The sequence below is a fragment of the Polaromonas sp. genome (assembly GCF_049790275.1).
Taxonomy (GTDB): Bacteria; Pseudomonadota; Gammaproteobacteria; order Burkholderiales; family Burkholderiaceae_C; genus Polaromonas.
On the sequence record NZ_JBAQYR010000078.1, the window covers coordinates 1 to 23411 of the forward strand.

At 63.8% G+C, this 23411-nt stretch carries 25 protein-coding genes; 14 read left to right on the plus strand and 11 right to left on the minus strand.

The features are described from left to right. Positions 1–231 precede the first annotated feature (231 nt). Positions 232–2292 (minus strand): elongation factor G, encoded by a 2061-nt coding sequence (fusA, locus tag WA904_RS10545; protein WP_425197078.1) that lies wholly within the window; start codon positions 2290–2292, stop codon positions 232–234. Between the two features lie 150 nt (positions 2293–2442). Between fusA and WA904_RS10550 the strand changes: the two genes are divergently transcribed. The 5 genes from WA904_RS10550 (at position 2443) to WA904_RS10570 (ending at position 7129) form a co-directional block, all read left to right on the plus strand. Next, entirely contained in the window at positions 2443–3261 is an 819-nt protein-coding gene (locus WA904_RS10550; protein ID WP_425197079.1) for an SDR family oxidoreductase, read from the plus strand. A 343-nt stretch (positions 3262–3604) separates the two neighbouring features. Next, positions 3605–4192 carry a class I SAM-dependent methyltransferase gene (locus WA904_RS10555; RefSeq protein WP_425197080.1) on the plus strand — a complete coding sequence of 196 codons (588 nt, stop codon included), beginning with the start codon at positions 3605–3607 and terminating at the stop codon, positions 4190–4192. Positions 4193–4286: 94 nt separating this feature from the next. After that, positions 4287–5168, plus strand: a complete 882-nt coding sequence (dapA, locus tag WA904_RS10560; RefSeq protein ID WP_425197081.1) for a 4-hydroxy-tetrahydrodipicolinate synthase — start codon at positions 4287–4289, stop codon at positions 5166–5168. A gap of 19 nt (positions 5169–5187) precedes the next feature. Further along, positions 5188–6336 carry an outer membrane protein assembly factor BamC gene (bamC, locus tag WA904_RS10565; RefSeq protein WP_425197082.1) on the plus strand — a complete coding sequence of 383 codons (1149 nt, stop codon included), beginning with the start codon at positions 5188–5190 and terminating at the stop codon, positions 6334–6336. Between the two features lie 22 nt (positions 6337–6358). Next, positions 6359–7129, plus strand: a complete 771-nt coding sequence (locus WA904_RS10570; protein ID WP_425197083.1) for an MBL fold metallo-hydrolase — start codon at positions 6359–6361, stop codon at positions 7127–7129. An 84-nt stretch (positions 7130–7213) separates the two neighbouring features. Here the strand turns inward: WA904_RS10570 and WA904_RS10575 are convergent, their stop codons facing one another. The 3 genes from WA904_RS10575 to WA904_RS10585 all read right to left on the minus strand — a co-directional run bounded on the left by WA904_RS10575 (position 7214) and on the right by WA904_RS10585 (position 9363). Next, positions 7214–7438, minus strand: a complete 225-nt coding sequence (locus WA904_RS10575) for a hypothetical protein (protein WP_425197084.1) — start codon at positions 7436–7438, stop codon at positions 7214–7216. Between the two features lie 209 nt (positions 7439–7647). Further along, positions 7648–8166: a hypothetical protein gene (locus WA904_RS10580; protein WP_425197085.1), complete on the minus strand. Its 519-nt coding sequence runs from the start codon at positions 8164–8166 to the stop codon at positions 7648–7650. A 21-nt stretch (positions 8167–8187) separates the two neighbouring features. Continuing rightward, positions 8188–9363, minus strand: coding sequence for a JmjC domain-containing protein (locus WA904_RS10585; protein WP_425197086.1), 1176 nt, complete (start codon positions 9361–9363; stop codon positions 8188–8190). Positions 9364–9377: 14 nt separating this feature from the next. On the opposite strand from WA904_RS10585, the gene WA904_RS10590 reads away from it, so the two are divergent. Beyond that, positions 9378–9902, plus strand: a complete 525-nt coding sequence (locus WA904_RS10590; RefSeq protein ID WP_425197087.1) for an FKBP-type peptidyl-prolyl cis-trans isomerase — start codon at positions 9378–9380, stop codon at positions 9900–9902. Between the two features lie 70 nt (positions 9903–9972). On the opposite strand, the gene WA904_RS10595 is transcribed toward WA904_RS10590, so the two are convergent. From WA904_RS10595 to coaBC, 4 genes are all read right to left on the minus strand, one after another. Next, positions 9973–10467, minus strand: coding sequence for a glycine zipper 2TM domain-containing protein (locus tag WA904_RS10595; RefSeq protein ID WP_425197088.1), 495 nt, complete (start codon positions 10465–10467; stop codon positions 9973–9975). Positions 10468–10662: 195 nt separating this feature from the next. Further along, positions 10663–11109 carry a dUTP diphosphatase gene (gene dut, locus WA904_RS10600; protein WP_425197089.1) on the minus strand — a complete coding sequence of 149 codons (447 nt, stop codon included), beginning with the start codon at positions 11107–11109 and terminating at the stop codon, positions 10663–10665. 1 nt (position 11110) lies between these two features. Beyond that, positions 11111–11530: a hypothetical protein gene (locus tag WA904_RS10605; RefSeq protein WP_425197090.1), complete on the minus strand. Its 420-nt coding sequence runs from the start codon at positions 11528–11530 to the stop codon at positions 11111–11113. A gap of 6 nt (positions 11531–11536) precedes the next feature. Further along, a complete protein-coding gene (coaBC, locus tag WA904_RS10610; RefSeq protein ID WP_425197091.1) occupies positions 11537–12793 on the minus strand; it encodes a bifunctional phosphopantothenoylcysteine decarboxylase/phosphopantothenate--cysteine ligase CoaBC in 1257 nt (418 codons plus the stop codon). Positions 12794–12909: 116 nt separating this feature from the next. On the opposite strand from coaBC, the gene WA904_RS10615 reads away from it, so the two are divergent. The 6 genes from WA904_RS10615 (at position 12910) to WA904_RS10640 (ending at position 18027) form a co-directional block, all read left to right on the plus strand. Continuing rightward, positions 12910–14589 carry a CTP synthase gene (locus tag WA904_RS10615; RefSeq protein ID WP_425197092.1) on the plus strand — a complete coding sequence of 560 codons (1680 nt, stop codon included), beginning with the start codon at positions 12910–12912 and terminating at the stop codon, positions 14587–14589. Next, positions 14586–15443, plus strand: a complete 858-nt coding sequence (gene kdsA / locus WA904_RS10620; protein WP_425197093.1) for a 3-deoxy-8-phosphooctulonate synthase — start codon at positions 14586–14588, stop codon at positions 15441–15443. The genes WA904_RS10615 and kdsA overlap by 4 nt, the downstream gene beginning before the upstream one ends. Before the next feature lie 2 nt (positions 15444–15445). After that, positions 15446–15736, plus strand: a complete 291-nt coding sequence (locus WA904_RS10625) for a DUF1330 domain-containing protein (RefSeq protein ID WP_425197094.1) — start codon at positions 15446–15448, stop codon at positions 15734–15736. 43 nt (positions 15737–15779) lie between these two features. Continuing rightward, positions 15780–17066, plus strand: coding sequence for a phosphopyruvate hydratase (gene eno, locus WA904_RS10630; RefSeq protein WP_425197095.1), 1287 nt, complete (start codon positions 15780–15782; stop codon positions 17064–17066). 104 nt (positions 17067–17170) lie between these two features. Beyond that, the gene (locus WA904_RS10635; RefSeq protein ID WP_425197096.1) at positions 17171–17446 is read left to right on the plus strand and encodes a septum formation initiator family protein; all 276 of its coding nucleotides are present in this window, start codon (positions 17171–17173) and stop codon (positions 17444–17446) included. Positions 17447–17511: 65 nt separating this feature from the next. After that, positions 17512–18027: a hypothetical protein gene (locus WA904_RS10640; RefSeq protein WP_425197097.1), complete on the plus strand. Its 516-nt coding sequence runs from the start codon at positions 17512–17514 to the stop codon at positions 18025–18027. 6 nt (positions 18028–18033) lie between these two features. On the opposite strand, the gene WA904_RS10645 is transcribed toward WA904_RS10640, so the two are convergent. Both WA904_RS10645 and WA904_RS10650 read right to left on the minus strand, forming a co-directional pair. Further along, positions 18034–19005 carry an Hsp33 family molecular chaperone HslO gene (locus tag WA904_RS10645; protein WP_425197098.1) on the minus strand — a complete coding sequence of 324 codons (972 nt, stop codon included), beginning with the start codon at positions 19003–19005 and terminating at the stop codon, positions 18034–18036. Between the two features lie 180 nt (positions 19006–19185). After that, entirely contained in the window at positions 19186–19710 is a 525-nt protein-coding gene (locus tag WA904_RS10650) for a gamma carbonic anhydrase family protein (protein WP_425197099.1), read from the minus strand. 135 nt (positions 19711–19845) lie between these two features. Between WA904_RS10650 and WA904_RS10655 the strand changes: the two genes are divergently transcribed. Then, positions 19846–20661: a ferritin-like domain-containing protein gene (locus WA904_RS10655; RefSeq protein WP_425197100.1), complete on the plus strand. Its 816-nt coding sequence runs from the start codon at positions 19846–19848 to the stop codon at positions 20659–20661. A 187-nt stretch (positions 20662–20848) separates the two neighbouring features. Continuing rightward, complete coding sequence (locus WA904_RS10660) at positions 20849–22144, plus strand: class I SAM-dependent methyltransferase (protein WP_425197101.1); 1296 nt, start codon at positions 20849–20851, stop codon at positions 22142–22144. 99 nt (positions 22145–22243) lie between these two features. Here the strand turns inward: WA904_RS10660 and WA904_RS10665 are convergent, their stop codons facing one another. Further along, positions 22244–23251, minus strand: coding sequence for a Bug family tripartite tricarboxylate transporter substrate binding protein (locus WA904_RS10665; protein WP_425197102.1), 1008 nt, complete (start codon positions 23249–23251; stop codon positions 22244–22246). Between the last annotated feature and the right edge of the window lie 160 nt (positions 23252–23411).

Sequence of the window (23411 nt, forward strand, 5' to 3'; positions counted from 1 at the left end):
GGGTGAAAACAGTGCCAATCAAGGCGCGCGACGACGCCCAGACTGGGCGTCTGGGTTAGGAGTGCAACGCCGAGTGGCGCTGTTTTCACCCCGTTCCCTCCGGGTTGCGATCAAAAAGGCCCTGCGCAGCGTTGCAAAGCCTTGTCGGGGGCCTACCCCGACGGCGTTTTGCGCCTTGCTCAAGGCCTTTTTGACTCGCAACGCATCTTGCACAAATAGCGTTAGCAGGCCCTAGTCCTCGTCACGCACCCGGTACTGCCCGGCCAATTGCTGCTGCACCGGCGGCGGCACGGCCTCGTAATGGCTGAAGGCCAGCGTGTAGGCCCCCTGCCCACCGGTCAGCGCATTGAGCCGCGACTGGTAGCCGTTCAGTTCGGACAGCGGCACCTGGCCCAGCACGGCCAGCGTGCCCAGTTGCAGGCCGCGCGTGCCGCTGACCTGGCCGCGGCGCGCCGAGAGGTCGCCGGTGATGTCGCCCATGGCCGCTTCCGGCGCGGTGATCTCGACATTGACGATGGGCTCCAGCACCACCGGTGATGCGGCACGCACAGCCTCGATCACCGCTTTGCGTCCAGCCGTTGCAAAGGCAATGTCCTTGCTGTCCACGCTGTGGTGCTTGCCGTCGTACACCACCACCCGCACATCGCGCACCGGAAAACCCGCGACCACGCCGCCGTCCAGCGCCTGGCGCACGCCTTTTTCAACCGCCGGGATGTACTGGCCCGGAATCGTGCCGCCCTTGACCTGGTCGACAAACTCGATACCGGCACCGCGCGGCAGCGGTTCAATGCGCAGGAACACCTCGCCGAACTGGCCGGCGCCGCCGCTTTGTTTTTTGTGGCGGTGGTGGCCGGCGGCCGGCGCGGTGACCGTCTCGCGGTAGGCGATGCGCGGCGGCCGCGTGTCGACCTCGCATTTGTAGACCTCGGTCAAGCGCTCGATCAGGGTGCGCAGATGCAACTCGCCCAGGCCGTAAACCACCGTTTCATTGGTCTGCGCCACATGTTCCAGCCGGAGGCAGGGGTCTTCATCGACCAGCCTCTGCACCAGGTCCCACATGCGCTGCTCGTCGCCGCGGCGCCTGGGTGCCAGGGCCAACCCATGCACCGGCACCGGAAAACCCAGCGGCTTGAGATGCATGTGTTCATCCTCGGCGGCATCGTGCAGCACCGCATCGAAATGGATCTCGTCCACCTTGGCCACCGCGCACAGCTCGCCCGGCCCGGCGCTGGCAATTTCCGTGTGTTCCTTGCCCTGCAGCCGGAACAGGTGACCCACCTTGAATGGCCGCCGCCCATCGCCGATGTAAAGCTGGCTGTCACGCGTGACCGTGCCCTGGTGCACACGAAAGATCCCCATCCTGCCGACATAAGGGTCCACCGTGACTTTGAAAACATGTGCCAGCACATGCTTCGCCGGATCAGGCTCGGCCTGTACCGGAACCGCTGCAGCGCCCTCGCCGCGCAAAAACTGCGGCGGGTTGCCCTCGGCCGGATTCGGCAGCAATTTGACCATCACCTCGAGCAGTTCGGCCACGCCGGCACCGTTGCGGGCCGACACAAAGCAGACCGGAATCAGGTGACCCTCGCGCAGCGCCTGCTCCAGCGGTGCATGCAGTTCCCGCGGGTCGACATCACCTTCCTCCAGGTAACGCTCGACAAAGGCAGGGTCCACTTCCACCACCTGCTCGACCAGCGCGCGATGCGCCAGCGCGACGCTGGAAAAATCGGACTCGCCCGCGGGGTTGAAAAAGCAGTCCACCACGCGCGTCCCCCCCGTCGCGGGCAGGTTCAGCGGCAGGCACTCCTTGCCGAAGGCGGCCTGGATGGCCGCCAGCAAGCCGGGAAGATCAATGCCCAGCGCATCGATCTTGTTGACAATGACCATGCGGCACAAGCCGCGGCTGGCGGCCCAGTCCATCATGCGGCCGCTCATGAGTTCCAGGCCGCTGGAAGCGCTGACCACCAGGGCCGCCGTCTCCACCGCTTCCAGCGCAGGCAGCGCCTGCCCCAGAAAGTCCGGCGCGCCGGGCGTGTCGATCAGGTGGATGCGCGTGTCCTGGTGCTGCAGGTGGACCAGCGTCGAATGCAGCGAATGCTGGGCCCGGCGTTCCAGCGGATCGAAATCGCTGACAGTGGTGCCGCGCTCCAGGCTGCCTGGCGCACCGATCGCCCCTGCCTTGTGCAGCAAAGCCTCGACCAGCGTGGTTTTGCCGCTGGCCGCTGCGCCGACCAGGGCCAGCGTGCGCAAGGCGAGGACGGCCGGATGAACCGGCGAGCGGGAAGAGGACATGGCGCGCTCCTGGATGCCGGACGCGGCGTCTGCGCCCGATGGGTTGGCCTGACTCAAATGCACAGGTTAAGTGATTGACCAGCGTCCGGCAAGTGCCCGGATGGCACGATAAACGGTGGTAGTCTTCCGTCTCGATCAACAGGGGACAACATGGCCACTCAAACCATTGTGATCACCGGCGCCTCGGACGGCATCGGCGCCGAAATGGCGCGCCAGCTGGCGCAGCGCCATGGCGCTGCGGTGGCGCTGGTGCTGGCCGCGCGCAACGAAGAGGCGCTCGGCAAGGTCGCCGCCCAATGCCAGACCAGCGGCGCGGCCACGCTGGTCGTCCGTACCGATGTCTCAGACCCGGCCGCATGCCGAGCGCTGGTCAGCGCTGCCGTCCAGGCCTTCGGCCGGATCGACGCCCTGATCAACAATGCCGGCATGTCGGCGCAGGCACTGTTCGAGGAGGTGAAAACCGGCGACCTGGGCTGGTATGAAGACCTGATGCGCATCAACCTGTGGGGAAGCGTCTGGTGCACCCATGCCGCCCTGCCTTATTTGAAGCAAAGCCGCGGCAGCATCGTGGCAGTGTCCAGCCTGGCCGGCCTGGTGGGCGTACCGGGCCGCACCGCCTACAGCGCCAGCAAATTCGCCATGACGGGTTTCTTCGAAGCACTGCGCGCCGAACTGAAGGGCGCCGGCGTCAGTGTCACCACGGCTTATCCCGGTGTGGTGGCCACCCGGATCCGCCATCGCGGGTTCAACGCGGCGGGTGCACCGGCAGGCGCCAGCGGCCTCAAGGAAGACGACGCCATGAACGTCGAGACCTGCGCCCGGCTGATCCTCGAAGGCATGGACAGGCGCGAGCGCGAGGTGGTGATGACCACCAAAGGCAAACTCGGACGCTGGCTCAAGCTGCTGGCACCCGGCGCCGTGGAATCGATGGCGCTGGCAGCGCTCAAGGACGAGGTCAAACCCCGTTGAAGGATATGGCCCCCACGCTTGTCACTTCGTGTACTGCGCTGCCCCCCGAGGGGGCGCTGCGCCTGCGGCCCGGCAAAGCCGGATCCGCGGCCCCGGCCGGTGAAGAAAGTGTCCCCACGCTTGTCACTTCGTGTACTGCGCGAGGCCTTGCAGGCCGCGGCTCGCGAGACGCTTCGCCTCTGTCGCCTGTCCAAAGCTGCTCAAGCAGCTTTGGAGCCGCAGGCTCCAGCCCCTCGGGGGCGCTGCGCCTGCGGCCCGGCGAAGCCGGTTCCGCGGCCCCGGTTGGTGAAGAGGCAGTTCCCACGCCTGTCGCTGCGCAGTCAAACTCCGATTGGGCGAGCTGATGCACGGAAGCGAAGCCCCTTCCGTGTGGGTGCAACGCTGGTCGCACCTGGTGCGGCCCGGCGGCCGGGTACTCGACGTGGCTTGCGGCCAGGGCCGCCATGCCCGATGGTTTTACAAGCAAAAACACCTGTTGACCCTTGTAGACCGGTCGCAAGAAGCTATCGATTCAATAGCAATTCCGGCAGACAGCTGCGAGAAGGTGGTCGCCGACATCGAAGCCGGTCCCTGGCCTTTTGCCGGCCGCGAGTTTGACGCGGTAGTGGTCACCAACTACCTGTGGCGTCCCCTGTTGCCCACGCTGCTGGCCAGCCTGGCGCCGGGCGGCGTGCTGATTTACGAAACCTTTACACAGGGCAACGAAACCGTGGGCAAACCCTCGCGGCCGGACTTCCTGTTGCGTCCCGGTGAGCTGCTGGAGGTCTGCCGCGGCTTGCGGGTCGTGGCTTTCGAGGACGGTTTCCTGGCGCCCCCCGCCCGCTTTACACAGCGGATTGCGGCTGTCCGGGAACCGTCGTTGCCGGGAGGGGTCCCACGTTATGTTCTGGACGGGGGGCGCGCTGAAAAATCATTGCCACACGCGGCCTGAGCCACGCAGGACCGCCCCGGCGCACTGGGTAGAATGCGGGATTGGCTTTATGGGCTGGCCTGGCCACCATACCCGCCCCACCTGACACACAGACATGAAAACCATTACCGGCAGCATCGTTGCACTGGCCACTCCCCTGCATGAAGACGGCAGCGTTGATTACCCGACCCTGCGCAAGCTGGTGGACTGGCATATTGCCGAAGGCACGGACTGCATCGGCGTGGTCGGCACCACCGGCGAGTCGCCCACGGTCAGCGTCGAGGAACACTGCGAAATCATCCGCGTTTCGGTGGAACAGGCCAAAGGCAGAGTTCCGGTCATGGCCGGTTGCGGCGCCAACTCCACCGCCGAGGCCATCGAACTGGCACGTTTTGCCAAAACCGTGGGCGCCGATTGCCAGCTGCAGGTCGTACCCTACTACAACAAGCCGACGCAGGAAGGCCAGTACCGGCACTTCAAGGCGATTGCCGAAGCGGTCGATCTGCCCATGGTGTTGTACAACGTGCCCGGGCGTACCGTGGCCGACATGCTGCACGCCACCGTGCTGCGCCTGGCGCAGGTCCCCGGCGTTGTCGGCATCAAGGAGGCCACCGGCAACATCGAGCGTGCCCAGTGGCTGATCAAGGAAGTGCCGGCGGGTTTCGCGGTCTATTCCGGCGACGACCCCACCGCCGTGGCCTTGATGCTGTGCGGCGGCCAGGGCAACATCAGCGTGACCGCCAATGTGGCGCCGCGCCTGATGCACGAGCTGTGCGTCGCTGCCATCGCGGGCAATGCCCGCAGCGCCATGAAAATCCAGCTCCAGCTGATGCCGCTGCACAAACACCTGTTTGTCGAAGCCAACCCGATTCCGGTGAAATGGGCCATGGCCCGCATGGGGCTGTGCGGCGGCACGCTGCGCCTGCCCATGACACCGCTAGAAACTGCCAACGAAGCCACGGTAGAAAACGCCTTGCGCGTTTGTGGCCTGATCTGATTTTTAAGGGACCCCAGTGATGACATTGCACACGCTCAGCGCCTTCAGACCCGTACCTGCTCCGCGGCTAGCCGCAGCCCCCCTGCTCGCGCTTGTCGCGGCATTCATCCTGTCCGGTTGCTCCTCAATAAGTGATTCCATCAGCGACAAGGTGGACTATAAAAGTGCGGGCAAGGGAACTTCGCTGGACGTCCCTCCCGACCTGACCCAGCTGTCGCGCGACACCCGCTACGTTGTGCCGGGTAGTTCCGTGACCGCCAGCGGTTACCAGGTCGGCCAGACCACCCAGTCCGTGCCAACGGCGGCCACCACTGTCGGCGACGTGCGGATCGAACGCGCAGGCAGCCAGCGCTGGTTGGTCGTGAATCGCCCCGCGGACAAGTTGTGGGGCCCTGTGCGCGAGTTCTGGCAGGAAAACGGCTTCCTGCTGGCGCTTGAGCAGGAAAACCTGGGCATCATGGAAACCGACTACGCGGAAAACCGGGCCAAGCTCCCGCAAGACTTCATCCGCGCGACCCTGGGCAAGCTGCTCGACAGCCTGTACTCCACCGGTGAACGCGACAAGTTCCGCACCCGACTGGAGCGCACGCCCACCGGCGGCACCGAGATCTACATCAGTCATCGCGGCATGGTGGAAATGCTCTCCGGCACCATCAAGACACCACAAAAAGCCGACGGCACGGTGTGGCAACCGCGTCCTGCCGATCCCGAACTCGAAGCCGAATTCCTGCGCCGCCTGATGGTCAAGCTCGGTGTCAGCCAGGAACAGTCCAATGCACTGATCGCCAGCGGCACGTCTAGGCAAACCGCCCGTGTTGCCAGCGTCAACAACATGCCTGTGGTGCAGATCGACGAAGGGTTTGAGCGCGCCTGGCGCCGTGTCGGCCTCGCCCTGGACCGCACCGGCTTTACCGTGGAGGACCGGGACCGCGCGCAGGGCACCTACTTTGTGCGGTACGTGGAACCGACCGCCGACAAGAAGGAACCCGGCTTCTTCAGCAAACTCTTTAGCAGTTCGTCGTCGGGCGTGCCGCCCCTCAAATACCGGATTGCCGTGCGCAGCCAGGGCGAAGCAACCACGGTGTCCGTGCTCAATGCCCAGGGCAATCCTGAAGCTTCGGCCAATGCCCAGCGCATCGTCCAAGTCATTGCCGACGACCTGAGATAAGGCGCAACTTGGAGCCGCGCCGGTGCTGAGGTTCAAGAGCCTGGGCAGCGGCAGCACAGGCAATGCGACGCTGGTGGAGGCGGCGGGCCTGTGGCCCACGCGCCTGCTGGTGGATTGCGGCCTGGGGATCAGGCAACTCTCGATACGGCTGGCCGAAGCCGGCCTGATTGAGGCAGACATCGACGGCATCTTCATCACGCACGAACACAGCGACCACATCGGTTGCGCGCTCAAGTTCGCATTGCGCCACCGGATACCGGTATGGATGAGCCGCGGTACCCTGGAAGGAATCGGCCGGCCCGATTTTGACGGTCTGCTCCACATTGCACGCGACGGACAGGGGGTTGATCTCGGCAATCTCCAGTTCACGCCTTTTACGGTTCCGCATGACGCCCGGGAACCCCTGCAGCTGACCTGCACCGATGGCGCGTCCAAGCTGGGGCTGCTGACCGATCTCGGCCATGCCACCTCCCACCTGCTGGCACATCTGGCGAACTGCCAGGCCCTGCTGCTGGAATGCAACCATGACGCGGACCTTCTGAACCAGTCCAGCTATCCGCCTTTCCTCAAACGGCGTGTGGCCGGCATGTATGGCCACCTGTCCAACGCCGCGGCAGGCGAAATCGCGCGCTCGGTGAAGCACGGCGGTCTCAAGCAGCTGGTCGCGGCCCATCTGAGCCAGCAGAACAACCGACCGGAACTGGCCAGGCAAGCCATGCTGGATGCACTGGGCAGCAGCACGGACATTGAGGTGGCAGATGCCGGCGCGGGAACACGCTGGCTCGCTGTCTAGCCGGCAGCGGTGCCTCCGCCTGTCCTGGCATGGAACGGGCACAAAAAAGCCGCCCGGAGGCGGCTTTCAGGCAGGCGCAAAGAATTACTTCGCGGCGCTGGCAGCAGGAGCAGGCGACACGGCTTCAGCAGGAGCAGCTGGTGCAGTTGCTGCAGGAGCAGAAGCTGCTTCAGCCGGTGCTGGCGTAGCTGCAGGTGCCGGTGCAGGCGCGACAACGGCCGGAGCCGGTGCAGGCGCTTCTTCTTTTTTGCCGCAAGCAGCCAGGGCAACAGCAGCAACAATGGCGGCCAGGACGAGTGACTTGTTCATATCGAGAGATTCCTTGATGAATGAGAAAAATTGCTTCTGGAAACTGTCAAAAAAGCACATCAGCGACCTGTTTTTTTGACGGGCGGCGCGCAATGCAACCTCAGCCTTTTCCAATATGGAAGTATATGCGGGTTTTTACCGCCGTAAAAACCCTGAAAATTCCGGCCGCATTGTCAATGCTCAAAGACCTGCAAGCCTACACCCGGTGGTCAAATGCCCAGCGTGGTCGCCGGGAAAGCCGGGCTGCTGCGCTGCAGTTTTTCTGCCAGCCGCTCCTTGAGCGCAACCCGGCGCGCAGCTTCCGACCCCGCCATCCCGGTGCTGTGAGCCAGATCCAGTCGTTCAAAAACCCAAGCCGGGCTCCAGAAAGCGCTGGGCAGGTCACTGGCCGCGACCGGACCGCTGCCGCGGCATTCGATGATGTGCGACCAGGTCCGGCGCCAGGTCACGAAGCGCGCGTGGCGGCGTATCACTTCGTCGTAGTTTTGTGCCAGCATGGTCAGCGTGCGGCCGGATTTTGCCCAGTCGTTCAGGGCCTGCACCACGACGCGTTCGCCCAGAGGCCAGTCCTCAAACGTGGCATCGCAAAGGATGATGTCACGCCAGCCCTGCGCGGCCGCCGCAGCAAAGGCCTGCCGAACCAGCTCTGCAAATGCGGAGCGGCCTTCGAAGCGCCCCTGCAAAAGCCCGGGCAAGGAGGGCTCGGGAGATGGATGAAGATCGTTCATGGTCGGCTCCTTGGGCACATTTCAACAGGCGTTCCCCGGATGGGCCAGCCATCCGGCCTCGTGCCAGTCTGCCAGAAGATCCAGTGCCGATGCCCCGCTGCGGCGCATGTCGGCCGGTGACAGCCGGCGTTGATCGGCCAGGCGCCGCATCAGGGTCGCGTCCGCACCCCGGGCGCGGTAACTTTCCCCGTTGATGAACACATGGTTCGCGTCATACATCATCCGGGTCCGCGGGTCCAGGCACAGGCCCTGTGCGTGGCTTGGGTCCCACGCGCCTGAAGGGCCATCAAACCAGACGGAGTCCTTGGGTTCGGTCAGGTATTCGCCCAGGGCACAGGCCAGCGCCAGGGGGTCTTTCAACGCATCATGCACGGCCTTCTGCGCAAACTGGAGCAAGCCCTCAGGCACCGCGGCAGGTGTTTGCGTCGCGGCCTGCGCGGGATCGCGGTAAAGATCCGGGCTAGCTTCGGGCTTTTCATCATCGCAAAAATCAGACAGGCGCTGCAGCAGCTCCCCGGCCAGTTCGGCCCGCCTGGGCGCACGAAAACCAATGGAGTAGGTCATGCAATCCGCCGGCTTGCCATCATCGCCGAGGCACAGCTCAGCCAGACCGTCATGGGCATAACGCGGTGGCAGGTAAAGCATGTCACCGGCCTCCAGCACAAACTCCTGCTCGGGCTTGAAGTTCTGCAGGATTTTGAGCGGCACGCCCTGCTGCAACGTCAGGTCTTCCTGACGGCCAATTTTCCAGCGCCGGCGGCCGCTGGCCTGGAGCAGGAAAACGTCGTAGCTGTCAAAGTGCGGCCCGACACCGCCACCAAGCGTGGCAAATGAAATCATCAGGTCGTCCAGCCGCGCATCGGGCACAAAACGGAATTGCTGCAGCAGCTCATGCGCGCGGCGCTCGTGCAAGTCCACACCCTGCACCAGCAAGGTCCATTGCGGCCGGCTCAGGGCCGGCAGGCTGCGCGGGCCAAACGGCCCCTGCTTCATGCGCCAGCCGGCAGGCTGCTGCACCACGAGGCGCGACTCCACCTGCTCCTGCGCCGCAAGCCTGAACAGCTCCGTGCGGCTGAGCAGGGGCTTGAAGCCGCGGATGGCCTGGCGCACCAGCAAAGGCTTTTTTTGCCAATGGCGGCGCATGAATTGTGCAGGGGCCAAACCGGCGAGAAGGGCGAGGGGTTGATTGACATCCATGGGACAATTGTCGGATGAAAATCACCCCGCAATGCGTTGTTGCCCTGACCTGGACGCTGAAAGATACCCTGGGCGAAATACTGGACGAACTTGACGAGCCGGTTGAGTTTCTGCTCGGAGGCAATGACCTGCTTGCCAAGATCGAGGAGCACCTGCAAGGCCATGAAGCCGGTGCAACGGTCGAGTTGCACCTGGAGCCCGAACACGCCTTTGGCGACTACGACGAAAACCTGGTTTTCCTGGAAGCGCGCAGCCTCTTTCCGGCCGACCTGGAAGAAGGCCTGACCTTTGACGGCGCGGCCTTGCCCGTGGGCGTCAATCCCGACACGCCGCGGGACCGCATTTACACCGTGACGGAAATTTATCCTGAACACGTGGTGCTCGACGGCAACCACCCGCTGGCCGGCATTGCGATCCGCCTGAGCCTGAAGATCGATTCGGTGCGCGAAGCCACCGAAGCTGAAATCGGCCAGGGATCCATGGGCACCGGTTTTTTCAGACTCGAAGCGCAGGCTCCTGGCAACGACACACTGCATTAAGGACGTCCAAATAAAAGAAAAGCCGGCCTGCTCGTGAGAGCAGGCCGGCTTGAGTGGGCGCCGCAGTGGATCAACGCATGCGGTACAGCTGGTTGTTTTCAATCTTCACACGGTCACCCACACGCAAGTCCCCGTACGAAGGCACGTCGTAGGCGCGCGAGCCGCCGTTGTCCAGTTGCACGGAAACACGGTAGCTTTCATTCACAGGCTGTGTATTGCGGTTTCTTTCGACAGCGTTGCCGGCCACGGCACCACCCACTGCACCGATCACCGTGGCTGCGGTGCGGCCGCTGCCTCCGCCGATCTGGCTGCCAACAGCCGCACCGGCCACGCCACCAAGGATGGCGCCGACACCTGAGGTCCTGGCTGGGTCCTGCGTACGCAGAGTCTCCACGTTGCTCACGCGTCCGTATTCGATGTAGTTCCCCTGCGGTTGTTGCGCAGGGTAAGTTGCCGGGTAATTGGATACCGGCGTTGGCTGGCTCATGGGTGCTGCGCAGGCGGCAAGCCCGGCAACAACAACCACGGAGGAAACAACTGAAAGAAGGCGGCTGGGGTTGCGCATGGAATCTCCTGTTTGTAAAGTTCATGGGAGCCTGATTCCAGCTCTGCCCACCACCATGGGGAACAGAATTGCGAAGCCGACTTCCAAGACTTGATTACAGGGGCTGCGCGGTCGCCCTGGCGTGAGGGCCCAGGCTGTCTGGGGGTGGGAGCCCGATAGAAGCCCCTGTAGGAAAAACCTGACGCTTCGCCCGAATCAGGCTTTGCCGGTTGAACCGTAGCCGCCTTCGCCACGCTGGCTGGCCACAAATTCATCGACCACGTTGAACTCGGCCTGCACCACGGGCACGATCATCAGCTGTGCAATGCGCTCCATGGGTTCTATCGTGAAAGCCGCGTCGCTGCGGTTCCAGGCACTCACCATGAGCTGGCCCTGGTAGTCGCTGTCGATCAAGCCCACCAGGTTGCCCAGCACGATGCCGTGTTTGTGACCCAGCCCCGAGCGCGGCAGGATCAGCGCTGCGTAATTCGGGTTGTGCAGGTAAATGGCCAAACCGGTCGGCACCAGCTGCCAGGCATTGGGCTGCAATGTCAGCGGCGCCTCCAGGCAGGCCCGCAGGTCCAGCCCGGCGCTGCCCGGCGTGGCATACGCAGGCAGGTTGCCGCGCAGGCGCTCGTCGATGATCTTCACGTCGATTTTCATGTCACTTGCCTTGTTTGAATTCTTTGGCGGCCTGTTCGGCCAGTTCGCGCAGGCGCCCGGCCAACAGCGCAGGCGAGGATTTTTTAAAACGATAAATGGCCCAGGCTGCAAAAGCGAGCAGCAACGGCACCGAGAACATGCCGGCGCGCGGAAGCAGGACCGAGAGCAACTGAAGCGCGACCCAGGCCATCAGCACCCATTTGCCCACCACCCAGAGGGACGGCCCGACAGGCTTGGCGGTCGTGGCGTTTTGGGCTGGCTCGCGGCGGACGGGCCTGGCGGCCGCAGACACCGGGCCGCGGTGGGGTTGTGCGTCTGTGATCGCCTGTTTTGCCAGAACCGCCGCGGCAGAGGCGGCACCCAGTTTTTCCACATACCGGGCAAAGTCGCCGTCGGGCGGGGTGTCAGAAGGCTGTCCCATGTTTGCTCAGGCGCCCCGCTTCAACCGGCTGGCGATCTCTGTCACCAGCTGCCGCGCGAGCGACAGCTTGGATGCACGCGCCAGTTCCCGGCTGCCCTGCGCATCAACCAGCAATAAGGCGTTGTCATCACGGCCAAAGGTGGCCGGACCGATGTTGCCGACCAGCAGGGGCACACCCTTGCGCTTTCGCTTGGCTTGCGCGTTGTCCGCGAGGTCGTGGCTCTCGGCGGCAAAACCGACACAGAACAGCGCCCCCGACTGGCCGCGCGGCGACTGCGCCAGCGTCGCCAGGATGTCGGGGTTCTCGACAAAAGCCAATGAGGGCGCCTGGCCGGAGCCGTCCTTCTTGATTTTGCGCTCGGCACTGCTCGCCGGCCGCCAGTCGGCCACCGCTGCAGCCGCTATAAAAACAGTAGCTGTCGGCGCATGATCCATAACGGTTTCAAGCATATTTTGTGCCGATTGCACATCGATGCGCGTCACCCCGCGCGGCGTCGGCTGGCTGACCGGCCCCGCCACCAGCGTGACCTGGGCGCCGGCCTCGTGCGCTGCGCGGGCCACGGCAAAACCCATCTTGCCGCTCGACAGGTTGGTGATGCCGCGCACCGGATCGATCGCCTCGTAGGTTGGGCCTGCCGTCACCAGCACGTGCTGGCCGGCCAGCATCTTGGGCCTGAAAAAAGCGATGATGTCTTCCAGCAGCTCGGGCGGCTCCAGCATGCGGCCGTCGCCGGTTTCCCCGCAGGCTTGAAAGCCGCTGCCCACCCCCAGAATGGTTGCGCCATCGGCAGACAGCTGCACCATGTTGCGCTGGGTGGCGGGATGGGCCCACATCTCGCGGTTCATCGCCGGCGCAATCAGCAAGGGCACCTTGTCGATGGGCCGGGCCAGGCACATCAGGCTGAGCAGGTCGTCAGCGCGGCCATGCAGCAGTTTGGCCATGAAGTCGGCACTGCATGGCGCGATCAGGATGGCGTCTGCTTCGCGGCTCAGGTTGATGTGTGCCATGTTGTTCGCCTCACGCCCATCCCACTGGCTGGTGTACACCGGCCGGCCGCTGAGGGCCTGCAGCGTCACCGCGGTGATGAACTGTTCGGCCGCTTCGGTCATGACCACCTGCACCGTCGCTCCCTGCTTGATCAGGGCACGGCACAGCTCGGCAGCCTTGTAGCACGCGATACCGCCCGACAGGCCCAGCACGATATGCCTGCCGGCCAGGTCGCTGCCAACGCCGGCGGTTTCTTCACTTGCTTGCTTCGTCATGTTCCGCAATGTATCCCAGTTTGCGCCTCACTTTCACAGTGCGGGCAGGACTAGACACACACTCACCCGTATAATCCCCGTTTACCACCTAAGCGAACTTGCGGTTCGTACCTGACATGACCAAATTTGTCTTCGTCACCGGCGGTGTGGTGTCTTCCCTGGGCAAGGGAATCGCCTCAGCCTCCCTAGCAGCGATCCTTGAATCGCGAGGCCTCAAAGTCACTTTAATCAAGCTGGATCCCTATCTCAACGTCGACCCGGGCACGATGTCGCCGTTCCAGCATGGCGAGGTGTTTGTGACCGACGACGGGGCAGAAACCGACCTGGACCTGGGCCACTACGAGCGTTTTGTTGAAACGCGCATGCGCAAGGCCAACAATTTCACGACCGGCCAGATCTACAAAAGCGTGCTCGAAAAAGAGCGCCGCGGCGACTACCTCGGCAAGACCGTGCAGGTCATTCCGCACGTCACCAACGAAATCCAGGAATTCATCAAGCGCGGCGCCGGTTACGACACGCCGCAGGCGGTGGATGTCGCCATTGTCGAAATCGGCGGTACGGTGGGTGACATCGAGTCGCTGCCTTTCCTCGAGGCCGTGCGCCAGATGAGCCTGCGTCTGGGCGCCAACAACACGGCCTTTGTGCACCTCAGTTATGTGCCCTGGATCGCTGCCGCCGGCGAACTCAAGACCAAGCCAACCCAGCACACCGCCAAGCAGCTGCGCGAAATCGGCATCCAGGCCGACGTGCTGCTGTGCCGCGCCGACCGGCCCATCCCGAGTGAAGAGCGCGAAAAGATCTCCCTCTTCTCCAACGTCCCCGAGTGGGGCGTGATTTCCATGTGGGACGTGGACACGATTTACAAGGTGCCGCGCATGCTGCACGAGCAGGGCCTGGACGGCCTGATCTGCGACAAGCTGCGCCTGAACACGCCGCCGGCCAACCTCAAACGCTGGGACGATCTGGTTTACGAAACCGCGCACCCGGCCAATGAAGTGCACATTGCCATGGTCGGCAAGTATGTGGACCTGTCGGACAGCTACAAGTCGCTCAACGAAGCGATCCGTCACGCCGGCATGAAAAACCATGCCAGGGTCGTGATCGAATACGTCGATTCGGAAACCATCACCGCAGACAACGTCTCGCGCCTGGCCAAGTTCGACGGCATCCTGGTGCCCGGCGGTTTTGGCAAGCGCGGCATCGAAGGCAAGATCTGCGCTGCGCGTTTTGCCCGCGAGAACAAGGTGCCCTACCTCGGCATCTGCCTGGGCATGCAGGTTGCCACCATTGAATTTGCACGCCATGTGGCAGGCCTGAAAGATGCCAACAGCACCGAGTTCGAGCCCAACAGCCCGAACCCCGTGATAGCGTTGATCACCGAGTGGAAAGACGAAGACGGCACCATCAAGACCCGCAACGAGCAGTCCGACCTGGGCGGCACCATGCGCCTGGGCGCGCAAAGTTCCGATGTGGCCAAAAACACCCTGGCGCACAAGATTTACGGCGATGTGGTCACCGAGCGCCACCGCCACCGCTACGAGGCCAATGTGCACTACCTGGACAAGCTGCGCGACGCCGGCCTGGTGATCTCGGCCCTGACGCAGCGCGAGCACCTCACGGAAATTGTCGAGCTGCCGCAAGACGTGCACCCCTGGTTCATGGGCGTGCAGTTTCACCCTGAATTCAAGTCCACCCCCTGGGCCGGCCATCCGCTGTTCAACGCCTATGTAAAAGCCGCGCTGGATCACCAGACCGCCGGCAAGCCGAAAAACAAATCTTTGAAAGTGGTGGCATGAAACTGTGCGGCTTCGACGTGGGCCTTGACCAACCGTTTTTCCTGATCGCCGGACCTTGCGTCATTGAGTCGGAACAGCTGCAGATGGACACGGCGGGCACGCTCAAGGAAATCACAAGCTCGCTGGGCATCCCCTTCATCTTCAAGTCCAGCTATGACAAAGCCAACCGCTCCAGCGGCACCAGCTTTCGCGGCCCCGGCATGGACAAGGGTCTGGACATCCTGGCCAAGGTCAAGCGCGACTTGGGCGTGCCCGTTTTAACCGACGTGCACTCCGAAGCAGACATCGCCAGGGTGGCCGCTGTGGTCGACGTGCTGCAGACGCCAGCCTTCCTTTGCCGGCAGACCGACTTCATCCACGCCGTCGCGCAATCGGGCAAGCCGGTCAACATCAAGAAGGGCCAGTTTCTTGCCCCCGGCGACATGAAAAATGTCATCGACAAGGCGCGTGCCGCAGCACGTGAAAAAGGCCTGAATGAAGACAACTTCATGGCCTGCGAACGCGGTGCCAGTTTTGGCTACAACAACCTGGTGAGCGACATGCGCAGCCTGGCCATCATGCGCGAGACCCAGGCACCGGTGGTGTTTGACGCCACGCATTCGGTGCAGTTGCCCGGCGGCCAGGGCACGACCAGCGGCGGCCAGCGCGAGATGGTGCCGGTGCTGGCACGCGCGGCTGTTGCGGTGGGCATTGCCGGCCTCTTCATGGAAACCCATCCGGACCCGGCCAAGGCCATGAGTGACGGCCCCAATGCCGTGCCCCTCAAACACATGAAGGCGCTGCTGGAAACACTGCTGGAGCTGGACCGCGTGACCAAGAAGAACGGTTACCTCGAAAACCACTTTGAAACCTGATCATGACCAGTGCCTACATCATTGCCAACGTCACCGTCACCAACCCCCAGCAATACGAAGAATACAAAAAATGGTCGTCCGCAGCGATGCAGGCGCATGGCGCCGAAGTCTGTGTACGCGGCGGCAAGGTCGAGGTGCTGGAAGGTGACTGGGCGCCGGAGCGCCTGGTCATCCTGAAGTTTCCGACGTTTGAAGCGGCGAAGGCCTTTGACGCCTCCCCCGAATACGGCAAAGCCAGGGCCGCGCGGCAAGGCGCGGCCATCATGCGGATGATCATCGTCGAAGGTGTCTGACCCTTCGCCTGCCAGTTTTTAATTTTGATTTGAAAGACCCTCAATGAGCGCAATTGTTGATATCGTCGGCCGCGAAATTCTCGACAGCCGGGGCAACCCCACCGTCGAATGCGACGTGTTGCTGGAATCCGGCGTCATGGGCCGTGCCGCCGTGCCTTCGGGCGCTTCCACCGGCTCGCGCGAAGCCATCGAGCTGCGCGACGGCGACAAGTCGCGCTTCCTCGGCAAGGGCGTGCTCAAGGCGGTCGAATACATCAACACCGAAATCTCCGAAGCCGTGCTGGGCCTGGACGCCAGCGAGCAGGCCTTTCTGGACCGCACACTGATCGACCTGGACGGCACCGAGAACAAGTCGCGGCTGGGTGCCAATTCCATGCTGGCCGTCAGCATGGCCGTGGCACGTGCTGCCGCCGAGGAGGCCGGCCTGCCGCTGTACCGCTACTTCGGCGGCATGGGCGCGATGCAGATGCCCGTTCCCATGATGAACGTGATCAACGGCGGCGCGCACGCCAACAACAGCCTGGACCTGCAGGAGTTCATGATCGTGCCGGTGGGTGCGCCCAGCTTCCGCGAAGCTCTGCGCTGGGGCGCCGAGGTGTTCCACGCACTCAAGAAAATCCTGCACGACCGGGGCATCAGCACTGCCGTCGGCGACGAAGGCGGCTTCGCGCCCAGCGTTGAAAACCATGAAGCGGCGATTGCGCTGATCCTGGAGGCCATCGACAAGGCCGGCTACACCGCCGGCGACCAGATCGCCCTGGCGCTGGACTGCGCCGCCAGCGAGTTCTACAAAGACGGCTTGTATGTCCTCGAAGGCGAAGGCGGCTTGCAGCTGAACGCCCAGCAGTGGACCGACATGCTGGCCACCTGGTGCGACAAGTACCCCATCATCAGCATCGAGGACGGCATGCACGAAGGTGACTGGGACGGCTGGAAAATCCTGACCGAGCGCCTGGGCAAGAAGGTGCAGCTGGTCGGCGACGACCTGTTCGTCACCAACACCAAAATCCTCAAGGAAGGCATTGACAAGAACATTGCCAATTCCATCCTGATCAAGATCAACCAGATCGGCACACTGACCGAGACCTTTGCCGCGATTGAAATGGCCAAGCGCGCCGGCTATACCGCCGTGATTTCGCACCGCTCCGGCGAAACCGAAGACGCGACGATTGCCGACATCGCCGTCGGCACCAACGCCGGCCAGATCAAGACCGGCTCGCTGAGCCGCTCCGACCGCATGGCCAAGTACAACCAGTTGCTGCGCATCGAAGAAGACCTCGGTGACATCGCGACCTACCCTGGCCGCGCCGCGTTCTATAACCTTCGTTAAATGACCCCCACGCTTCCGCACTTCGTGTCGTTCGCTGCCCCCCAAGGGGGCCGCGTTTCGCCTTGGGGCGGCCCGGCGGCGAAACATCATCTTCTAGCCTAGACATGGGTTCACGCCTCGTCCCCGCCCTCCTGATTGCGCTGCTGGTCATCGTCCACGCGCAACTCTGGTTTGGCCGGGGCAGCCTTCCCAGCGTCAACGAGATGCAGCGCAGGTTGAGCGAGCAAACCGTCAAGAACACCCAGGCGCAGGCCGACAACGAACGGCTGGCGGCCGAGGTCAAAGACCTCCGGGAAGGCCTGGAGATGGTGGAAGAAAAGGCGCGCCAGGAGTTGGGCATGGTCAAGCCCAACGAAATTTTTGTACAGATTGCGCGCTGACCGGGCACGGATTGCTCTGTTTCCAATAGCTGCTAGCCCAATCGCCATAAGGGCTGGAGCCCAATTTGACCATTCATCAAGCGCAAACCAGCCGCGCCGCAGGTGAACCGCACCGGGTAGCGGTGCTGGGCGCGCCGGGTACCGGCAAAACCCGGCTGGCCACCGAACTCCTGGGGGCGCTGGGCAGCAACCCTGCCGGGGCGCCGATTTATCTGGTCGCCGACGATCCACCGCTGGCTGTTGTTTTGTCGGCAGCAGGCTCACGGGGTTTTGACCAGGTTCTGCTGATGGGCCTGGATCTGCCTGCACACGAAGCCGAAAGGCCCGCACAGGACAGCGCCGACCAGCAGCTGCGTCAGGCCCTCACAAAAACGGATGTGCCCTACACGGTAATTTACGGCGTTGGACCCGCGCGTCTTGCTCATGCACTGCAGGCGTTGCACGAACTGGCTGGTCGCGGCAACCCGTCAGCAAGCAACGCCGAAGCGCGCCGGTCCTGGGTCTGGGCCTGCGACACCTGCAGCGACCCGGACTGCGAACGCCGGCTGCTCAGCGATCTGCTGGCCAGCCGGGTGTCCTGATCACGATCACTGGATGGTCGGCGCCGGTGGCAGCTGGCTGACCTGGCTGGTGAAGATCTGCGCCGCATCCACGGGATCGAACCCGTACTGCGCGCCGCAGAACTCGCAGCCCACATCAATCCGGCCGCGTTCGGCAATGATGCTTTCCACTTCGTCGGTGCCCAGGCCGCGCAGCATGCCGCTGACGCGTTCCTGCGAGCAGCTGCAGGCAAAAGTTGGCGCCGCCGGCTCGAAGCGCGTGACCTGCTCTTCCCAGAACAGGCGGCGCAGAATCGTGTCGGCGTCCAGGCCCAGCAACTCCTCACGCTTGAGCGTGCCGGCCAGCAGCGCAATGCGCTTGTAGTCTTCGTTGCGGCCGATCTCGTCCTCGTTGGCGTCGCGGTCAATCTGGCCTTCGAGGTTGCCCTCGCCCTTGACCGGCAGGCGCTGGATCAGCAGGCCGGCTGCCACCTGGCCGTCGGCGGCAAGGATGAGTCTGGTGTCCAGTTGCTCGCTTTGCAGCATGTAGTGCTCCAGCACTTCGCTGAGGTTTTCGATTTTTTCGCGATGGTCGCCGAACAGCGGCACCACGCCCTGGTAGGGCTGCTGGCCCGGCTGCTTGTCCTTCGGGTCCAGCGTGATGGCGCAGCGTCCCTGGTTGTTGACGTTGACCAGCCGACTCAGGCTGTCGCCCGGCAACACCTCGCCCGTCACGGTGGCAGTGGCGCGCAGGCTCAGGTCCGGCTGCACTTCGGCCACCGCCAGCCTGACCGGCCCGTCGCCGAAGATCTGCAGCACCAGCGCGCCGTTGAACTTGATGTTGCCCTGCATCAGCGCGCCCGCGGCCGTCATTTCACCAAGCAGTTGCATGACCTCGGGCGGATAGCCGCCGGCGGCCTCGCGGCGCTTGAGGATTTCCTGCCAGGCGTCGGTCAGGCGCACCAGCATGCCGCGCACTGGCAGGCCGTCGAAAATAAACTTGTGTAATTCAGAGGGCATGGAGCCCCCACGGTCGTTCACTGCGAGCCTGCGGCAGCTCCCTGCCCCTTGCACAGAGAAAGGGGCCGCTGCGCCTGCGGGCCGGCAAAGCCGGACCCGCGGCCCCGGCTTGAATAAGAGCCTCTGCTGTCTTTGTGAATTTGTTGGGTTGGGTCATGGTCTGGGTGGTCTTGGTCGCGCTCAGGCAATCTTTTTGAACCCGGCCTTGTAGCGCCGGGCATTCTCTACATAGTGCTGCGCAATCATTTTTAAACCCTCGATCTGCTCCGGCGAGAGTTGCCGCACCGCCTTGGCCGGGCTGCCCAGGATCATGGAGCCGTCGGGGAACTCCTTACCTTCGGTCACCAGCGAACCCGCGCCTACCAGGCAGTTCTTCCCGATCTTCGCGTTGTTCAGAACAATCGCACCGATGCCGATCAATGAGCCGTCGCCGATGGTGCAGCCGTGCAGCATGACCTGGTGGCCAATCGACACGTTCTCGCCAATCGTGAGAGGTACGCCCTGGTCCGCATGCAGCACGCTGGCATCCTGGACGTTGGAGCCGCGGCCTATGCGTATGGTTTCGGTGTCGCCGCGTACCACCGTGCCGAACCAGACGCTCACGCCTTCGGCCAGCTCGACATCACCCATCACCTGGGCGCTGTCGGCAACCCAGGCGGTTTCATGGAGGGCGGGGATCAGGTCATCGAGTTGATAGATTGCCATGGGTAAGAACTGAAGTTGGGGAATCGGGAAAGGCCAGCCGGGTGCCGGGATGTGCCGTCAATTGTAAGGAAGAGGCCTTCTGCCCGTCTTGCAAGGTCTCTCCCGCCGACCCGCGCCATCACCGACAATTCAGGCGTGACAAGCGCACCCCCTCCCCCCGAACTGCGCCAGCAGGCCCTGAAGGCGCTGCTGGAGCCCGACCCGCAGCAAAAAGTGCTGTTGACCCAGTCGCTGCGGGCGCAAGCAGCTACTTTTTCAATAGCAAGCGAGTTGCACCCGGAAACTCCCGCCGGCCTGCCCGGCTGCCCGGTGCGGCCCGAACTTCGCTCGCACCTGGATGTGCCCAAACGCTCGCCGTTCACGCCGCAAGGCCTGGCCGCCCTGCTGCATGCGGTGACACACATCGAGTTCAACGCGATCAACCTCGCGCTTGATGCCCTTTGGCGCTTTGAAGGCATGCCGCAGGCCTATTACCTGGACTGGCTCACTGTCGCTGCCGAGGAAGCCCAACATTTCAGCCTGCTGCGCGATCACCTGCGCACCATGGGCCACGACTACGGCGACTTCCCGGCCCACACAGGCCTGTGGGACATGACGCAAAAGACCGCGGGCGACGTGCTGGCACGCATGGCGCTGGTACCGCGCACGCTGGAAGCCAGGGGCTTGGACGCCACGCCCGCGATGCAGGCCAAGCTGCGCAAGGTCGGCACGCCCGACGCGCTGGCGGCTGTCGCCATCCTCGACATCATCCTGCGCGACGAAATCGGCCACGTCGCCATCGGCAACCGCTGGTACCGTTACCTGTGCGCACAGCGCCAGCTCGACCCGGTCGCCACGTATGCCGGGCTGGCGGCCCGGTATGAAGCGCCGGCGCTCAAAGGCCCGTTCAACCTCGCCGCCCGGCGTGCGGCCGGCTTTGACGAGGCCGAGCTGGCCCGGCTGGGAAGCTGAGCCGGGCCACCCGCAGCACGCGCGGCGCGAAGGCCTGTCCGCTTGATTCACGTCAATACGCCGCCTGCGAGATCGGCTGACAGTGCAATGCGGCCTTGACCCACAGCCCGGATCACGGCTGCGCCTGCAAGCTGGGGCACGATTGAGTAAGATCCGTCCGTCTGACGACTTCCAAGAGGAGTTTGCAATGATCCGGCATCTCGTTCCACAGATTGAGTCCCAAATCGTTCGCTTGCCGTCGCCGGTGGCCGTGCAATTGCCCGCAGGCCAGCTTCTCGGCCCGCCCGGCGCCCCGGTCAAGATGTCGTTTTCTCACTGGTCCAGCCTGACGCGGCTTCGGGCTGGCCAAATCGGTGCGCTGGCCGAAGAGTTTGTCGAAGGCAAGCTCAACATTGAAGGCCGCATGCGCGACGTGATGGCGGTGGCCGCCAGCCTGTTGCCGGCCAATCCTGTCCATATCGACGCTGGCTGGTGGACCGCCCTGCAGCGCCAGATCCGTGCGTTGCGGGCACATACGCCGGAAAAAGACGCCGAGCAGATCCAGTTTCACTACGATGTTTCGGACGATTTCTATGCTTTGTGGCTGGACCCGCGCCGCGTCTACTCCTGCGCCTATTACCGCGAAAACGGCATGGCACTGGCCCAGGCCCAGGAGGCCAAACTGGACCATATCTGCCGCAAGCTGATGCTCAGGCCCGGGGAGCGTTTTCTCGACATCGGCGCTGGCTGGGGCGGCCTGCTGCTGTGGGCCGCCGAACATTACGGTGTGGATGCCACCGGCATCACGCTGTCGAAAAACCAGCACGCGCACGTGCAGCGAGTGATCGAAGACAAGGGGCTGCAAGGCCGGGTGCGTATCGAGCTGCGCGACTATCGGCACCTGGATGAAAGCAGGCCTTTCGACAAGATCTCTTCGGTCGGCATGTTCGAACACGTGGGCCGGGCCAACATGACGGCCTATTTCAGCAAGATCCGGCGCCTGCTGGCCCCGGGCGGGCTGGTCATGAACCATGGCATCACCTCCGGCGGCACGGACAACGACCAGCTTGGCGCCGGCATGGGCGATTTCATCGAAAAATACATTTTCCCGGGCGGCCAGCTGCTGCATGTCAGCGAGGTGCTGACTCACATGGCGCGTAGCGGCCTGGAGATGGTAGACACGGAAAACCTGCGACCGCACTATGCGCGCACGTTGTGGGACTGGTCTGATGCGCTGGAGGCGCGCCTGGGTGAAGCGCAACAGGTTCTAGCCGCCACCAGCGGTGCGGAACACGGTGAAAAAACCCTGCGCGCCTACCGCCTCTACCTGGCCGGGAGCGCCATGAGTTTCGAGCGCGGCTGGCTCGCGCTGCACCAGATGCTGGCCAGCCGCCCGGCGGGAGACACGCAGAACGAAGCCATCGAGGGTGCACAAAGCAGCTACCCCTTCCGGCGCGACTACATGTACACACCTTCCACCGCAACCGGCACGCTGGCGGACTGAGCACTGGCCTGTACGCCGATTTCTTGAATGAAATCGGCGCACAGCCCTTGTCTGAAGGGCGCAAGCGGCTACTTTATTGATAGCAAAGAGTGCCTGCCCTCAGTCGGCCTTGATGTGCGCCGCCTTGATGTGCGCCGCCTTGATGATGCGGGCGTTGTTGTCGGATTCCTGCGCGATCTGACGGGCAAAGTCCGCGGCGCGGCCAACCGTGGGCACGTTGTCGGCACCAATAAGGCGCTGACGCAACTCCGGCGTCTGCAGAGCCAGGTTGATCTCGTTGTTCAGCCGCAGCAGCACCGCCTCCGGAATCCGGCCCGGCGCAAACACGCCAAACAGCGAGCTCAGGTTGGCCGGGGCCAGACCCAGTTCGGCAAAGGTCGGCACCTGAGGCAGGGTGTCCACCCGCGCCGGCGCACCCACCGCCAGCGGGCGCAGCTTGCCGGACTTGATGTGCGGCATCACCGCCGTGCTGAGGTTGGTGGAAAGCACCTCGAACTGCCCGCCCAGGGCGTCCGTCAACTGCTGGCCGCCACCTTTGTAGGGCACATGGGTGAATTCCAGCTTCGCGCCCTGCTGCACCTGCTCAAGCACGATGTGGCCGACCGTCGCCAGCCCCGAGGTGGCCCAGCGCACACTGCCGGGTTTGGCTTTGGCGGCAACCAGCATGTCCTTGAAGTCCCTACCTTCGAACGCCGGGGTGGCGAGCAAAATCACCGGCGAATACATCACGCTGGCCACCGGCGCAATGTCCTTGGCCGGGTCGTAAGGCAGCTTGCCTAGATGCGGGTTCAGCGCCAGCGGACTGATCGATGAAAACCCCAGCGTGTAGCCGTCAGGCGCCGCCTTGGCCACCAGATCCATGCCTATGCTGCCGCCTGCACCGGCACGGTTTTCAACGACGACGGAAACACCCAGTTGCTGCGCCAGCCGGTCGGCCAGCGCCCGCGCGATGTTGTCACTGATGCCACCCGGCGGGTAGGCCACCACGATGCGGATGGGCCGCGCCGGCCAGACGGCCTGGGCGATTGAAAACGAAGGGAGCGCGGCGGCGCACAGGGTAAGCAGAGGCAAGGCCAGCAAGCGGCGGCGCGAAGAGATCAAGGACATGATTTTCCTGAGGTGAACGTGGCGGTATTTTGCCTTGCGCGCACGGTGTCATCAGTCGTTGAAGGCTCCCTGTTCAAGCAGGGGCCGCGGGTCCGGCTTTGCCGGCCCGCAGGCGCAGCGGCCCCCTAGGGGGGGCAGGGAGCTACACGCAGTGAGCGAC